We start from the raw sequence: 16,098 nt of genomic DNA on the forward strand, positions 1-16,098 counted from the left end.
ATATTTTTATAATATTACTGATCTTTCATTTTATCAAAAAAAATATCAGAATATTTGTTAACAACAATTGTTAAATTGGCATTATTTGGTGCTAAATATATTAAACTATTAGAAGCATCATATCCTAAATAAGCACTATTCTTTTTTATAAAATCACTGATACTTTTATTGTTATTGGATCTAATCCAGCGAGCAAGAACAATATTAACTTTCTTATATACAGCATTAATACCATATTCTATTCTTAAACGTTCAATAACAACATCAAATTGCAATATTCCAATAGCACCTAAAATTAAGTTATTACTGTTGATAGGACGAAATACTTGAATAGCTCCCTCTTCTGATAGCTGAATTAAACCTTTTATTAATTGTTTCTGTTGAAGAGGATTAGATAAACAAATAGAACGAAATATTTCTGGAGCAAAACTTGGAATACCAATAAATTTAAGATCTTCTCCCTGCGTAAAAGTGTCTCCAATTTTTATTGTGCCATGATTATGAATTCCTATAATATCACCCGGATAAGATTTTTTTATTGATAATCTATCTCCTGCTAAAAAAGAAAAAGCATCAGAAACAATCATATTTTTTTTAGTACGTACATGTTTTAACTTCATACCTTTTGTATATTGTCCTGAAACAATTCTCATAAAGGCTATTCGATCACGGTGTTTCAAATCCATATTAGCTTGAATTTTAAATACAAAACCTGTAAAATTTTTTTCTTTAGGTTCTACAATACGTTTATTACTTTTACGATGCAAAGGAGATGGAGCCCATTTTATTAAACTATTTAATAAATGATCAATCCCTAAATCGCCTAGTGCACTGCCAAAAAAAATAGGTGTTGAAATCCTTTTTAAAAAACTTTTATTGTTAAATTTTGAATATATGTTAATAATCAATTCTAATTCTTCATATATCTGCTTAGACAAGTCTATTCCAATATAATCGTTTAAAAATGCATTAGATGAATTAGAAAATTCTTTTAAATCTAAAAAAAAATGTTTTTTTAAATCTTTATTTTTATATAAATACATTATTTTATCATGAATATGATAAACACCTTTAAAATTTTTTCCGCAACTAATAGGCCATGTAATAGGAACACAACTCAATTCTAATTTCTGTTCAATTTCGTCTAAAATTTCTATTGGTTCTCGACTATCACGATCTAACTTATTAATAAAAGTAATAATAGGAGTATTATGAATACGTGTGACATCTATTAATTTTTTTGTTCTCTCTTCTACACCCTTAGCAGCATCAATCACAACTACACAGCAATCTACAGCAGTAAGAATACGATATGTATCTTCTGAAAAATCTTGATGGCCAGGAGTATCTAACAAATTTATTAAAATATTTTTATATGTAAATTGCATAACAGAAGTAGTAACAGAAATTCCTCGTTCTTTTTCAATATTCATCCAATCTGATTTGGCATATGTTCCGCCTCCTCTTCCTTTTATTGTTCCAGAAGCACGAATAGCATTTCCGAAAAACAACATTTTTTCAGTAATAGTAGTTTTTCCTGCATCAGGATGAGAAATGATAGCAAAAGTTCTTCTTTTTCTTAATTCCTGTTCATGATTCATATTAAACATATAGATACTCGTTAAAAATACTTTATATTTTAAATTTATAAAAAAAATTACTTGTATTAATGCGCAATAAATCTTAAAAATATATTTTAAACCATCTGATATAGATGACCTTGATTTATTTAAAAAAAATAGTAAAATTATAAAAACTTATAGCATAGATAATATCTATATTCTTCAAAACTTATCTTGAATATTTAATCAATAATTAGTTTTATTAACATCAAACTATTCATTTAAATATTTTTAAATATTAAAAAAATATATCAAATTTATTAAAAAAATTTAAACACAAATAATATTTAAAATATTATTTTAATATAGTTATTTAAAATACTATATAAACAAAATGATAAAAAGAGTTTCTGAATGAAGAAAAAATGTATATATATTGCATATACTGGTGGAACTATAGGTATGAAAAGATCAAAATATGGATATATTCCAGTTTCTGGATATCTTCAAAAACAACTTGTAAAAATGTCTGAATTTCATAATCGAGACATACCATATTTTACTATAAATGAATATCAACCATTAATTGATTCCTCTAATATGACACCAATAGAATGGCAAGTGATTGCTAACGATATTCAACAAAATTATCATAAATATGATGGTTTTGTTATTCTTCACGGAACAGATACAATGGCATATACAGCTTCTGCTCTATCATTTATATTAGAAAATTTAGAAAAGCCAGTAATTATAACAGGTTCTCAAATACCTTTATCAGAAATTCGTTCTGATGGCCGTCAAAATTTATTAAATTCTCTTTTAATGGCAGCAAATTATCCTATTAATGAGGTCACTTTATTTTTTAATAATAAATTATATAGAGGCAATAGAACGACTAAATCACATGCTGATGGTTTTGATGCTTTTTCCTCCCCTAATCTGGAACCATTATTAGAAGTAGGGGTAAATGTTCGCTATTTGTATAAAAAAAAAATAAAAAATCATGATAAAAAATTTAAAGTTTATCAAATCACACCACAACCTATTAGTATCATTACTATTTATCCAGGAATTTCTAGTAAAATTATTCAAAATTTTTTATCATATCCAGTAAAAGCATTGATTTTATGTACATACGGAATAGGAAATGCACCTCAAAATAGAGATTTTTTAAAAGAGTTGTATCTAGCATACAAAAAAAATATTATTATGATTAATTTAACTCAATGTATTTTTGGAAAAGTTAATATGCATGGATATGCAACAGGAAACTCACTTATAAAAGTTGGTGTCATTAGTGGTTTTGATTTGACAATTGAGGCAGCTTTAACTAAATTACATTTTTTATTAAGTCAAAATATTTCAAAAGAAAAAATTTGTCTTCAAATGCAAAATAATTTACGAGGCGAGCTTACACCTATTTAATTTTTTTATATCTAATAAAATGAATGTTTTCCATGTGAATGATCTGTATCATCCAATACTTTTTTTATTTCAGGAAACGTATTTAATATTTTTTTTTCTACTGTCTCTTTTAAAGTTAATCCAATCATTGAACATCCATTACAACCTCCACTAAATCGTATTTTAGCAACTTTTTTTTCGCTAACTTCGATTAATTCAATTTGTCCTCCGTGCATAGATAATTGTGGATTAATTTCTTGATTTAAAAAACACTTAATTTTATCTTCCAATGAAGATGATTTTTTAAAATTATTATTTTTAATATATGGTGCTTTTAATGTTAATTGAGAACTTATATTATCAATTAAAATGTCAATTTCTGCATTTTTTAAATATGGAATAATATCTTTATTAACATAAATAAAAAATTGATCGTATGTTAATTGAACGTCTTCTTCTTCTACCTCATTTTTTGGACAATATGCTATACCACATTCTGCACTTATTGTACCGGGATTAATAACAAATACTCGAATATGAGTACCAGAAGGTTCTTTTAATAAAAGTGATTGAAAATGTTTTTGTGCATTTTTAGAAACAGTAATCATTAGAATTATTTCAATAAAAAATATTTATTTAATAATATTACTAATTTATTTAAAATAAAACAAGATAATTTCAGAAAGATCTAAAATTAATTTTTATAAAAAAAGTTAAAAATAAAACTATCAAATATATGGCCCCATAACATGGGGGCTGTAATAAATAAAATGTTATAAAAAAAATATATTAAAATGGAATTTCATCGTCAAAATCTAATTCTGAAGAAACATCAACTGATTCTTTTCTAAAATTATTTTTTACTTTATTTTTTTCTAAATCTGTTTTATCTGTTTTTTTACTTTTAACGAAATTAATATTATTATCATTTGTTGACGATGTCTGTAAATTAGAATTTCGACTACCTAACATTTGCATAGTACCACTAATATTAACAATAATTTCTGTTGTATAACGCTCAAGACCATTTTGGTCTTGCCACTTTCTAGTCTGTAATGATCCTTCAATGTAAACTTGAGAACCTTTTCTAAGATATTCGCCTGCAATTTCAGCTAATTTACCAAATAAGACTATTCTATGCCATTCAGTTTTTTCTTTATTTTCTCCAGTATTTTTATCTTTCCAATTTTCTGAAGTTGCTAACGTCATGTTTACTACTGCATTACCATTAGGCATATAACGAACTTCAGGATCTTGTCCTAAATGCCCAATCAGAATAACTTTATTAACGCCTCTACTAGCCATAGTAAAACTCCACTTCTAAAATATTATATGAAGAAATAATAATATGTTTTATAAGATATTATAATACGTTGTAAATATTTTATTTAGTATGATCTAAACTATAAAAAATGCTATATTATTTTAAAAAAACGTCATGGTTCAAACCATTAAAAACTCTTGTTCAAAATTTATACTTACTATCAAAATATATAAAATACAATTATATTTAAAAAAATATAAAAAAACAGATAAAAAATAAACAATTAAAAAAATTATATCCTATTAAATACGATAAAAATAAATTCGAATAATCTATATATGAAATTTAATCATTAAATACATATGATAATTTTTACTTTCATGTTACAGATAGAAAAAGATAAAAACAATTAAAAAGAACTTAAATAGATTAATCCGTAGATAGTGTGTTATTGCAATATTACGATATAATTTTATAGAAATTAACTAAATAATGGTATATGCAATAAATATGGCTAAAAATAAATTATATTTAAATCAAATTAACAGATTAAAGATTCCACCGCATTCTTTAGAAGCAGAACAATCTGTATTAGGCGGTTTAATGCTAGATAATGAACAATGGGATACTGTTTCAGAACATGTTGTCGCAGACGATTTTTTCAGCAAACCACATCGTTTAATATTTCAAGAAATGCAAAAACTTCTTGACTTGGGATATCCAATCGATTTAATTACTTTATCTGAATCTTTAGAACAAAAAGGAAAATTAGAAAGTGTAGGTAGATTTTCTTATTTAGCTGAACTTTCAAAAAACACTCCTAGTACAGCAAATATTACTGCATATGCCGATATAGTTCGAGAACGCGCAATAGTAAGAGAAATGATATTAGTAGCAAATAAAATAGCAAATGCTGGATATGATACACAAGGTCGAAAAAGTGAAGAATTATTAGATTATGCAGAATCAAGCGTATTTAAAATCGCAGAAAAACGCTTTAAAAAAGATTCAGGACCAAAAAATGTTGAACAAATTCTTGATGAAACTGTGTCTAGTATTGAAAAATTATTTTTATCACCTCACGATGGAGTTACAGGAATTAATACAGGATATCAAGATTTAAATAAAAAAACATCAGGTTTACAACCTTCTGAACTAATTATCATTGCTGCAAGACCATCTATGGGAAAAACAACATTTGCAATGAATTTATGTGAAAATGCTGCTATGCTATATGATAAACCAGTTCTTATTTTTAGTTTAGAAATGCCTGGAGAACAAATTATGATGCGCATGTTAGCATCTTTATCTAGAGTTAATCAAGCACGAATTCGAACTGGACAGTTAAACGATGAAGATTGGTCACGTATGTCTGGAACAATTAACGTACTTCTTAAAAAAAAGAATATCTATATTGATGATTCTTCAGCATTAACTCCTAACGAAGTTCGTTCTAGAGCCCGTCGTATTTATCGTGAAAATAATGGATTAACTTTAATTATGGTAGATTATTTACAACTAATGCGAGTACCATCTCTTTCTGATAACAGAACTCTAGAAATTGCAGAAATATCCAGAACACTAAAAGCCTTAGCAAAAGAACTACAAGTTCCAGTTATAGCACTTTCGCAACTTAATCGATCTTTAGAACAAAGATCTGATAAAAGACCAGTAAATTCAGATTTACGTGAATCAGGCTCTTTAGAACAAGATGCAGATTTAATAATGTTCATATACCGTGACGAAATTTACCATGAAAATAGCGATTTTAAAGGAATAGCAGAAATTATAATAGGAAAACAAAGAAATGGTCCTATTGGAACTGTATGCTTAACTTTTAATGGACACTGGTCTAGATTTGATAATTATTCTGGTCATAAATATGATTAAATATTAAAAACATCTGTAGTGTTTTTAATCAACATTTTTATATTTCAGTTATTTAAAAAAAAATATAAATTATAATGATTAAAAAATATTTTTTTAATTATTTAATAATAAAAAAAATTGATTTTTTTTAAATAAATCCTTTAAATTTTATAAAACTACTGTTTATTAAAATAAGTTCATTAATATATTTTTAAAAAAATAAAAAAGTAATTAAAATAATATTATTTTAATATTAAATATATGACTACTTTAAATAAAATAAGAAACATCATCGCGTTATAAAAAAATTGTTCAATTAACAAGACTAAATATATGCATAATAAAAAAAGAATAAAAATTGGAATATTAATGGATTCTATTGAATCTATTAATATTAATAAAGATTCAAGCTTTGCAATTTTGTTAGAAGCACAAAAAAGAAATCATATAATTTATTATATGGAAATGAATGATCTTTATTTAAAGAAAGGAGATGCATATGCACGAACTCGTTTAATTAAATTAAAAAAAAATATAAAAGAATGGTATAACATTATTGAGGAAAAAAATGTTTTATTAAGTCAATTAGATGTAATTTTAATGCGCAAAGATCCTCCGTTTAATATCGAATTTATTTATGCAACATATATTTTAGAGCGAGCAGAAAACACCGGAGTATTGGTTATCAATAAACCTCAAAGCTTAAGAGACTGTAATGAAAAAATGTTTATATCATGGTTTCCTGAGCTAACTGTAAATACTTTAGTAACAAGAAATTTTTTAAAAATACGCAAATTTTGGGAAACATATCAAGACATTATAATAAAACCATTAGATGGAATGGGGGGTACTAGTGTTTTTCGTATTAAAAGAAACGATCCTAATTTTTCAGTAATTATCGAAACAATAACAGATTATGAAAAAAAATATTGCATGGTTCAGACTTATTTACCTGATATTAAAAATGGTGACAAAAGAATTTTAGTTGTAAATGGTAAAGCTATACCTTGGTGTTTAGCTAGAATTCCAGCAATTGGAGAAACAAGAGCTAACTTAGCTGCTGGAGGAAAAGGTAAAGTACAACCGCTTAGTCCAACAGATTGGAAAATCGTAAATCATTTATCTCCTATTTTAAAGAAAAAAGGATTGATTTTTGTCGGATTAGATATAATAGGAGATAAATTAACAGAAATAAATGTTACAAGTCCAACATGTATTTGTGAAATTGAAGCACAAAAAAAAATTTCTATTACAAGTTTATTATTGGATTATATTGAGAGAAAAATATTATAGAGATGATACAATGATAGTTATAGCATTTGATTATGGAATAAAAAATATTGGAGTAGCTGTTGGAGAAAACATAACAAGAAAGGGAAGACCTCTCAATATTTTAAAAACAAATGGTGGAAAACCAAATTGGAATGGCGTCAAAAATTTATTAAAATGTTGGGAACCTAAAATTATAATTGTTGGACTTCCATTGAATATAGATGGTACAAAACAAAACACAACAAAACAATCAGAAAAATTTGCTTACTTATTAAAATGTAAATTTAATATTTTAGTAACAATGCATGATGAACGTTTAACTACTGTGGAAGCTAAATCAATAATGTTTAATCAAGGTGGTTTCAAAGCACTATTAAAAAAAGAAAAAATTCATTCATTAGCTGCGGTAATTATACTAGAAAGTTGGTTAAGTCAAAATCTACTTAATATTCATTAAAATTAATAAAATAAAAAAGAAAAAAAATGAAAGATATTTATTTAAAATTTATTTTAATAAAAAAAAAATACAAAATATTATTGAAGAAAACAATCTTCCTTTAAAAAATATTAGAATCATAGCAGTAACTAAAAATCAAAATATTAATGTGATTAAAGAAGCAATATCAATAGGAATTAAAGAATTTGGAGAAAATTACATACAAGAAAGCATTATAAAAATACAAAAATTAAAAAATTATAAGAATATTACTTGGCATTTTATTGGTAAAATACAATCTAAAAAAACTAAATTAATTGCCCAAAACTTTCATTGGTGTCAAACAATTGATCGCAAAAAAATAGCAATTTTATTAAATAAACATAGACCTAAAAATTTACCTCGACTGAATGTATTAATACAAATTAATAGTTCTCAAGAAAAAAATAAAAATGGAGTATGTATAAAAGATTATAAACAATTAGCAGAAGAAATTTATTTAATGCCTCATCTTAATTTAAGAGGAATTATGGCAATGCCTTCAATTAATAATGATCCTATCATAAATAAAGTAGAATATAAGAAAATAAAAATTGCTTTTCAAGAACTAAAAAAACAATATATATCAGTAGATACTTTATCATTAGGAACTAGTTTTGATATAAAACAATCGTTACTTTCTACTAGTAATATGATAAGAATTGGACGCTGTATTTTTAATAAAGAAAAATCATTCTAATCTATATTAACTTTTAAAAAAATATTATTATGTGTAAATTGCCGCCTATTAGTCTATATATCCATATTCCTTGGTGCTCAAAAAAATGTGGATACTGTGATTTTAATTCATATGTAAGCAAAGAAATTATTCCTGAAAAAAAATATATTGAACATTTATTAAAAGATTTTGAAAAAGATTTACTTTTAATTTCAAAAAGAGAAATTAATACTATTTTTATTGGTGGTGGGACACCTAGTTTATTAAAAAGTTCATCTATAAACAAATTAATTATTGGAATTAAAGAAAGAGCATCAATTTCTCATACTGCAGAAATCAGCATCGAAGCCAATCCTAAAACAATGGAATATAAACGTTTTATCGATTATAAAAATTCTGGTATTAATCGTTTCTCTTTAGGTATTCAAACATTTAATTCACATTTATTAAAAAAAATAGAACGAACATATGATTCAAAAGAAGCAATAGATGCAATCAAAGAAACTAAAAAAATTATTGATAATATTAATTTAGATCTAATGTATGGTTTACCTGGTCAACGACTAGAAGATGCATTATTAGATTTAAAAAATACCATTCAACATAATCCATCGCATATATCATGGTATCAACTTGGCATCGAACCTAATACCGTATTTTATTCTAAAAAAATTCAACTTCCTCATGAAGATTTAATCTTTAAAATGTTAGTACAAGGAGAAAAATTATTAAAACAATCAGGATATCAAAGATACGAAATATCTTCATATTCAAAACCAAATTATCAATGTCAGCATAATTTGAATTATTGGAATTTTGGCGATTATATAGGAATAGGTTGCGGTGCTCACGGTAAAATTACTCAAAAAAATGGAAAAATGTTCAGAACAGTTAAAAACAAAAATATTAATGATTTTTTAGATGGAAATTATCTTAATTCTATAAATCAAGTTCTTAAAAAAGATCAAATTTTTGAATATTTTATGAATGTTTTTAGATTATATCAACCAGTTTTTAAAAAACATTTTAGAGAAAAAATAAATATAAATGAAATGATTATTGAAAAAAAAATTGCAATAGCCATAAAAAAAGGATTTTTAATTAACAAAATGAATTACTGGAATACAACAAAAAAAGGAAAATTTTTTTTAAATTATTTATTAGAAATTTTCTTAGACTAAAGACAATCTCTTAGTATTGTAACTGAAACATTAAATCAAAAATCTTATTACCTTGATCGCATCCTCTTCTTTCAAACTTAGTTATTATACGTGAAACAGGTCGTACGATAAAATTGTTTTGTTTTGATAAATTAATATAATTTGTAATATTTTTTATTTTTTCTAATATGTAAAAAGCATAATCTTCTGAATCAGTAGCAATATGTAATCTACCGCCAATAATCAATTTTTTAGATAAAGACCTTAAAAAATTGCTTTGTAATAGTCTTCTTTTATGATGACGTTTTTTTTTCCAAGGATCTGGAAAAAAAATTTGGACTGTTGATAAAGTTCGATTCATAATCATATTATCGATAACTTCAACCACATCATAATAAATAATTCTTAAATTTTTAATTTTAGAAATATAAGCAAAATTTAAACAAGATCCTATTCCTGATTTATATACTTCTATCCCCAAAAAATTTTTATTAGGAAAATTTTTTGCAGTTTGAACTAAAGACTCTCCTGAACCAAAACCAATCTCCAATACAATCGGAGCTGAACAATTGAAAATAGACAAAAAATTTAATTCCTTTAATTGAAAATCAATTCCAATAAAAGACCAATATTTTTCAATTGATTTCATTTGACATTTAGTAATACGACCTTTACGACAAACAAAACTACGAATTTGACGTAAAAAAGTACCATTTTGATCATATTGAGGTGTTATAATATTATTTTTCATATCTAATTACTGTTTTTATTTTAATTAAATTAATTTTTATTTAATTATACTAGAAAAGTATTAATATTTTATTTTTTTTAAGCTTAACTGTAAATTTTTACAAAAAATGGTTTTATTATAATGACAATATACTCTTTTTCACAATTAGTTATAAACTGGTACCATGAAAACGGTAGAAAAAATTTACCATGGCAAAAAAATAAAACATTATATATTGTCTGGATATCTGAAATCATGTTACAACAAACTACAGTAAAATCTGTTATTCCATATTTTAAAAAATTTATATCAACTTTTCCAAATATAAAATCTCTCAATAATAGCACATTAGATGAAGTTTTATATTTATGGAGTGGTCTTGGATATTATAGTAGAGCTAGAAATATTTACAAATCAGCTCAAATTATTACTAATAAATATGAAGGAATTTTTCCTAGTAATTTTTCAGATGTTATCAAACTACCAGGAATAGGGAGATCTACAGCAGGAGCAATTTTATCATTATCATTAAATTTTTTTTACCCTATCTTAGATGGTAATGTAAAAAGAGTTTTAATTCGATATTATGGCATAACAGGATCTGTAAAAGATAAAAAAATAGAAAAAAAGTTATGGTCTATAATAGAAACGATCGCACCAGTACATAATACCGGAACATTTAATCAGGCGATGATGGATATAGGTGCATTAATTTGTCTTCATAAAAATCCAAAATGTGGTATTTGTCCATTAAGTAAAAGATGTATTGCAAAAATAAAAGAACAATGGGAACATTATCCTTTAAAAAATACTAAAAAAATATTTACTATAAAAACATCTTGGTTTATTTTAATAAAATTTAACGATACATTTTGGATGGAAAAAAACACAAAAAAAGAAATTTGGAAAAATTTATTTTGTTTTCCAAATTTTGATACTAAAGAAATTGCACTAAATTGGTTAAAAGAAAATAAAATTAATACAAATAAATATGAAAAAATGACACCTTTTTTTCATAAATTCAGTCATTTTATTTTATATATTTATCCTATTTTAATTCAATTATCTTCTTTAAAATTTTATAAAAAAAATAAGATTGGCCTTTGGTATAATGTAAAAAAACCTCAACGTATAGGTTTACCGAAACCTGTGCAAACAATACTACACAATCTTATGAAAAATATTTAAAAAAAGGAATATAAAAAAATCATGTGTCGTATAATTTTTTGTACATTTCTAAAAGAAAAATCTGAAGGTCAAGATTTTCAAGTTTACCCAGGAACATTAGGAAAAAAAATATATAATGAAATTTCTAAAAAAGCATGGGAAAAATGGATAGTTCAACAAACAATTTTAATAAATGAAAACAAACTGAATATGTTTAACTTAGAAGATCGTAAAAAAATAGAAAAACATATGACGCTGTTTTTATTTAAGAAATAAATTTATACTGTATAAAATGATTATTTTTTTATATTTTATATAAAACTCTTCATCTATTAAAAAAATAAAAAAAAGTGCTTATATTTGATTCTGGTATAGGTGGTTTATCTATATTAAACCATATAAAAAAAATATTACCAAATATGAATTATATTTACATGTTAGATAATCAAGCTTTTCCTTATGGAAATAAAAAAAAATCTTTCATCATTGAAAGAAGTATAACAATTATTCAGACAATAAAAAAAAAATATCCTATTAAAATGGTCATAATTGCATGTAACACAGCAAGTACTATAGGATTATCTATTTTAAGGAAAAAATTTACTTTTCCTATTATCGGAATATTTCCTGATATTAAATCTGCCAAACAACTAACTAAAAATAAAATTATTGGTTTAATAGCAACAAGAGCAACTATTCATTCTTATTATACTAAGAACATAGTCTATCATAATGATGATAATTTTATTAAAATAATAGCTACAAATAAATTAGCTTTAATAGCAGAAAAAAAAATAAGAGGTGTCGTTGCTAAAAAAAAAGAATTACAAAAAATATTTAAAATATGGACTACTCTTTCGGTACAACCTGATACAATTATATTAGGTTGCACCCATTTTTTATTTTTAAAAAAAGAAATTAAAGAAATTTTATATAAATCTATCTATTTTATCGATTCAACAGAAAAAATGGTATGTGAAATTAAAAAATGTTTAAAACAATTAAATATAAAACAAAATATAAAAGAAAATATCATTTTTTATTCAAAAAAAAATGATAATTTTAAACAATTATTGTCTTGTTTAAAAAAATATTGCTTTCAAAAAATAAAATATATTAATTTAAATTAGAATATTTATCCAATAAATCCTTATACTTATCTAGACTATATTTCAATAAACAATTAAGCAAAATAATTTTTTCTGAATTAAAACAATATTTTTTTAATAAATCTTCAATTTTATTTTGATAGTTTTTTAATGAAACCGGTTGTATAATTTCAAAACAATGTTTTAACCATATCTTTTTTTCATCATTATTTAATAATTCAAAAAAATTACGAGCACGATAACGAAAAAACAAAATTTTTAAACGAGAATCATGAAAATCAAAATTAATATTTTTTAAAAAAATCGGTTCAGTCTCTCTAACAATTTTTATATTTTTTTTATCAGATAAATTAAAAAAAGAATCATAGATTTGCAAATCTACGTTTAAAGATTGTTTATTATTAATTTCTTGCGAAAAAATAATTTGTATCTTTTTAATAAAACCTTTATTTTCTTTTAAATATTTAATTTTTCTATGATATAAATCGATATTTATTTTTAATCTATTACAATCTTCTTTACGAAGAACTGTCATAGGTGCTAAAACAGGACAACGATTAAGATATAGTAATACTATACCTAAATTAAATAAATGTTTAATATTATTGTATTTGTAAGTTATTTTTTTACAGAATAATATTATTTTCTCTATATCTTTGAATAAATCAATAGAAATTAATATATTTCTATTATTTTTATGCCAAATTATAGGAATAATACAAGTCATATTATGACGCACAGAACCGAAATAACTAGAAACATACACTATTGGTTGATTATTTTTTAAATTAATTAATTTATATAATTCATTTTTTTTTCTATTTTTGAAAAAAAAATCGAATAATTTCGGTTGATTTTTTTTTATAAGTTTTGCTATTTTAATAGTAGCATGTACATCTGATAGGGCATCATGTGCATTTATATGTCTAATATTATTAATCTGTGTTAAATTAGAAAGTTTGAAGTTAGGTAGTCCTAATTCATTTTTAGGCCATTTTATACCATTTGGTCTTAAAGCATAACATGCTCGTATTAGGTTTAATAGATCCCAACGAGAATTACCATTCTTCCAACTCCATTCATAGGGATCAAAAAAATTTCTATAAAATATATTTCTTGTAATTTCATCATCAAAATTAATATTATTATAACCGATAACACAAGTATTCGGAACTGTTAAAATATCGTATATTTTTTTAGAAAAATAATATTCATTAGTCCCATATTTTTGTGTATATTGAGGAGTAATTTTAGTAATTAAAACAGAAATAGGATCGGGTAAATAATCATCTGACGGAAAACAATAAAAACACTCTGGATAATCAATTACATTTAAATTAATATCTGTTCTAATACATGCAAATTGAGCTGGTTTATCTAGTGATGTATCTATTCCAAAAGTCTCATAATCGTAAAACAAAAAAGTAGGTTCTTTTTCTTTAAAAAGTATCATTAGTTTTTTATTTTATTAAGTATAAATATCAAAATTTTAAAATTTAAAATAAACATAAAAGGTTTATAAAATGGCAGATACAAAAAAATCGTTTAAAAATGTGTTAGAATTTGTTCATAAATTTAGAAGAAAAAATAAAATTAAAAGAGAAATATGTGATATCGAAAAAAAAATTAGAGATAATCAAAAAAGAATATTACTTTTAGATAATCTTAGTCAATACATTACATCAGAAATGAATTATGATGAAATTAAAAAAATAATTTTTATGATGAAAAACGATTATGAAGATAGAGTAGATGACTATATTGTTAAAAGCGCAGAATTGTCAAAAGAAAAAAGAAATCTATCAAAAGATTTAAAAATGATTATTGATTAAAAATATATACAAATTTTAAAAAAATATTTTTTTCTCCCCTGACTGGACTCGAACCAGTGACATACGGATTAACAGTCCGCCGTTCTACCAACTGAACTACAGAGGAATATAAATATATATATCAAAATTTTATATACCTGTCAAACATATATATGAAAAATATTTTTTTTTAAAAAAAGTATAAAATTTTAAAAAGAACTGTAGATTATTAGAAAAAATTGATTTATAGTAAAGATAATAAAAAATGGCCCTTTAGCTCAGTGGTAAGAGCAGGCGACTCATAATCGCTTGGTCGCTGGTTCAAATCCAGCAAGGGCCATAATAATAAAATAAATAAAATAAAACTTAATTTCTACATGATATTATCTAATAAATATCATGGTATTTTAAATATCAATTAAAATATTAATATTTAGAATAACATTCTAAATTTTTTATGATGAATTAGGACTTAATTTTTATGGACTGGAAAAAAGAATTTATTGATTTTTCTTTTAAAAAACAAGCATTAAAATTTGGAGCATTTACATTAAAGTCTGGACGAAAAAGCCCTTATTTTTTTAATTCAGGATTACTTTCTACAGGTAAAGATATTATTAAAATTGGTGTATTTTATGCTCATTCAATTATAGAATCAAAAATAAAATTTGATATGCTGTTTGGAGCAGCATATAAAGGCATTCCAATTGTCGTAGCAACTTCTATAGCATTAAAAAATTACTATAATTTAAATATTTCATATTCTTTTAATAGAAAAGAACAAAAAAATTATGGAGAAAAAGGAGATTTGATTGGAAAAAATATTCAAAATAAAAAGATTATTATTTTAGATGATGTGATAACATCAGGTACAGCAATACGTCATTCGATTGATATAATTGAAAGAAAAGGAGCACATATATCTTCTATATTTGTACTTTTAGATCGCAAAGAAAAAGGAAAAAGAAATTTACATACTATCAATCATCTTACAAACAAAACAAGTTATAAAATTACTTCAATAATTACTATTGAAGATCTAATCTCTTATTTATTAGAAGATAAAAAATTAAAAAAACATATACCTGGATTAATAAAATATCGTGAAAAGTATGGTATTTATTAAGTAAGACCAGAATGACCAAAACCTTTTTTCGCACGCGATGTTTTATTAAATTTTTCTACTAAAGAAAAAGATGGCTTGATAATTGGAACAAATACTATTTGTGCCACTCTATCGTCCGGGTTAATATAAAAATCTTTTTTACTACGATTCCATAGAGATATCATTAATTGCCCCTGGTAGTCAGAATCAATTAAACCAATTAAATTTCCTAATACAATACCTTTTTCATGACCTAATCCAGAACGCGGTAAAATAAAAGCTGTAATATTAGGATTTTCAATATATATTGCTATTCCAGTTGGAACTAAAATAGTTTTGTACGCTCGTAATCTAGTCTTTTTTTCTAAACACGCCCTAAGATCTAAACCAGAAGATCCTGAAGTTGCATAAGTAGGAAACGAAAAATTTTTTTTTGTACGTAAATTTAAAATCTGTATTTGAATTTTATTCATAAAAAATTATATATT

General features: G+C 24.0%; 17 protein-coding genes and 2 tRNA genes. 12 read left to right on the forward strand and 7 right to left on the reverse strand.

All coding sequences use genetic code 11. The features are described 5' to 3' along the window. Positions 1-14: 14 nt before the first annotated feature. A complete protein-coding gene (locus AB4W64_RS02790) occupies positions 15-1,610 on the reverse strand; it encodes a peptide chain release factor 3 (protein WP_367677968.1) in 1,596 nt (531 codons plus the stop codon). Between the two features lie 366 nt (positions 1,611-1,976). Here AB4W64_RS02790 and ansA point away from each other — a divergent pair, with 366 nt between their 5' ends. Further along, positions 1,977-2,990: an asparaginase gene (gene ansA, locus AB4W64_RS02795; RefSeq protein WP_367677969.1), complete on the forward strand. Its 1,014-nt coding sequence runs from the start codon at positions 1,977-1,979 to the stop codon at positions 2,988-2,990. Between the two features lie 11 nt (positions 2,991-3,001). On the opposite strand, the gene AB4W64_RS02800 is transcribed toward ansA, so the two are convergent. Both AB4W64_RS02800 and ssb read right to left on the reverse strand, forming a co-directional pair. Continuing rightward, the gene (locus AB4W64_RS02800) at positions 3,002-3,577 is read right to left on the reverse strand and encodes an NfuA family Fe-S biogenesis protein (protein WP_367677970.1); all 576 of its coding nucleotides are present in this window, start codon (positions 3,575-3,577) and stop codon (positions 3,002-3,004) included. 181 nt (positions 3,578-3,758) lie between these two features. Further along, positions 3,759-4,274, reverse strand: a complete 516-nt coding sequence (ssb, locus tag AB4W64_RS02805) for a single-stranded DNA-binding protein (protein WP_367677971.1) — start codon at positions 4,272-4,274, stop codon at positions 3,759-3,761. 451 nt (positions 4,275-4,725) lie between these two features. On the opposite strand from ssb, the gene dnaB reads away from it, so the two are divergent. The 5 genes from dnaB (at position 4,726) to hemW (ending at position 9,709) form a co-directional block, all read left to right on the forward strand. Then, on the forward strand, positions 4,726-6,123 hold the full coding sequence (gene dnaB / locus AB4W64_RS02810; RefSeq protein ID WP_367677972.1) for a replicative DNA helicase: 1,398 nt from the start codon (positions 4,726-4,728) through the stop codon (positions 6,121-6,123). A 312-nt stretch (positions 6,124-6,435) separates the two neighbouring features. Further along, entirely contained in the window at positions 6,436-7,395 is a 960-nt protein-coding gene (gene gshB / locus AB4W64_RS02815; protein WP_367677973.1) for a glutathione synthase, read from the forward strand. Positions 7,396-7,405: 10 nt separating this feature from the next. Then, positions 7,406-7,831 (forward strand): Holliday junction resolvase RuvX, encoded by a 426-nt coding sequence (gene ruvX / locus AB4W64_RS02820; RefSeq protein ID WP_367677974.1) that lies wholly within the window; start codon positions 7,406-7,408, stop codon positions 7,829-7,831. Positions 7,832-7,898: 67 nt separating this feature from the next. Continuing rightward, positions 7,899-8,549 carry a YggS family pyridoxal phosphate-dependent enzyme gene (locus AB4W64_RS02825; protein ID WP_367678302.1) on the forward strand — a complete coding sequence of 217 codons (651 nt, stop codon included), beginning with the start codon at positions 7,899-7,901 and terminating at the stop codon, positions 8,547-8,549. A gap of 29 nt (positions 8,550-8,578) precedes the next feature. Next, the gene (gene hemW, locus AB4W64_RS02830) at positions 8,579-9,709 is read left to right on the forward strand and encodes a radical SAM family heme chaperone HemW (protein WP_367677975.1); all 1,131 of its coding nucleotides are present in this window, start codon (positions 8,579-8,581) and stop codon (positions 9,707-9,709) included. Positions 9,710-9,719: 10 nt separating this feature from the next. Here the strand turns inward: hemW and trmB are convergent, their stop codons facing one another. Further along, entirely contained in the window at positions 9,720-10,439 is a 720-nt protein-coding gene (gene trmB / locus AB4W64_RS02835; RefSeq protein ID WP_367677976.1) for a tRNA (guanosine(46)-N7)-methyltransferase TrmB, read from the reverse strand. 120 nt (positions 10,440-10,559) lie between these two features. Here trmB and mutY point away from each other — a divergent pair, with 120 nt between their 5' ends. From mutY to murI, 3 genes are all read left to right on the forward strand, one after another. Then, positions 10,560-11,606, forward strand: a complete 1,047-nt coding sequence (gene mutY, locus AB4W64_RS02840) for an A/G-specific adenine glycosylase (RefSeq protein ID WP_367677977.1) — start codon at positions 10,560-10,562, stop codon at positions 11,604-11,606. A 21-nt stretch (positions 11,607-11,627) separates the two neighbouring features. Beyond that, the gene (locus AB4W64_RS02845; protein ID WP_367677978.1) at positions 11,628-11,861 is read left to right on the forward strand and encodes an oxidative damage protection protein; all 234 of its coding nucleotides are present in this window, start codon (positions 11,628-11,630) and stop codon (positions 11,859-11,861) included. 74 nt (positions 11,862-11,935) lie between these two features. Next, the gene (gene murI / locus AB4W64_RS02850; RefSeq protein ID WP_367677979.1) at positions 11,936-12,715 is read left to right on the forward strand and encodes a glutamate racemase; all 780 of its coding nucleotides are present in this window, start codon (positions 11,936-11,938) and stop codon (positions 12,713-12,715) included. On the opposite strand, the gene sbcB is transcribed toward murI, so the two are convergent. Continuing rightward, positions 12,702-14,147, reverse strand: coding sequence for an exodeoxyribonuclease I (gene sbcB / locus AB4W64_RS02855; RefSeq protein WP_367677980.1), 1,446 nt, complete (start codon positions 14,145-14,147; stop codon positions 12,702-12,704). The two genes, murI and sbcB, sit on opposite strands and share 14 nt — an antisense overlap. Before the next feature lie 70 nt (positions 14,148-14,217). On the opposite strand from sbcB, the gene AB4W64_RS02860 reads away from it, so the two are divergent. Then, on the forward strand, positions 14,218-14,526 hold the full coding sequence (locus AB4W64_RS02860; RefSeq protein ID WP_367677981.1) for a DUF496 family protein: 309 nt from the start codon (positions 14,218-14,220) through the stop codon (positions 14,524-14,526). A 33-nt stretch (positions 14,527-14,559) separates the two neighbouring features. Here the strand turns inward: AB4W64_RS02860 and AB4W64_RS02865 are convergent. After that, positions 14,560-14,632, reverse strand: a tRNA-Asn gene (locus tag AB4W64_RS02865). 140 nt (positions 14,633-14,772) lie between these two features. Between AB4W64_RS02865 and AB4W64_RS02870 the strand changes: the two genes are divergently transcribed. Together AB4W64_RS02870 and pyrE are read left to right on the forward strand one after the other, a co-directional pair. Further along, a tRNA-Ile gene (locus AB4W64_RS02870) sits at positions 14,773-14,845 on the forward strand. A 141-nt stretch (positions 14,846-14,986) separates the two neighbouring features. Further along, positions 14,987-15,631 (forward strand): orotate phosphoribosyltransferase, encoded by a 645-nt coding sequence (pyrE, locus tag AB4W64_RS02875; protein WP_367677982.1) that lies wholly within the window; start codon positions 14,987-14,989, stop codon positions 15,629-15,631. Here the strand turns inward: pyrE and dut are convergent. Then, a complete protein-coding gene (gene dut / locus AB4W64_RS02880) occupies positions 15,628-16,083 on the reverse strand; it encodes a dUTP diphosphatase (RefSeq protein WP_367677983.1) in 456 nt (151 codons plus the stop codon). The two genes, pyrE and dut, sit on opposite strands and share 4 nt — an antisense overlap. Positions 16,084-16,098: the final 15 nt, after the last annotated feature.

Origin of the sequence: Buchnera aphidicola (Brachycaudus tragopogonis) (assembly GCF_964059175.1) — a bacterium.
Taxonomy (GTDB): domain Bacteria; phylum Pseudomonadota; class Gammaproteobacteria; order Enterobacterales; family Enterobacteriaceae; genus Buchnera; species Buchnera aphidicola_BM.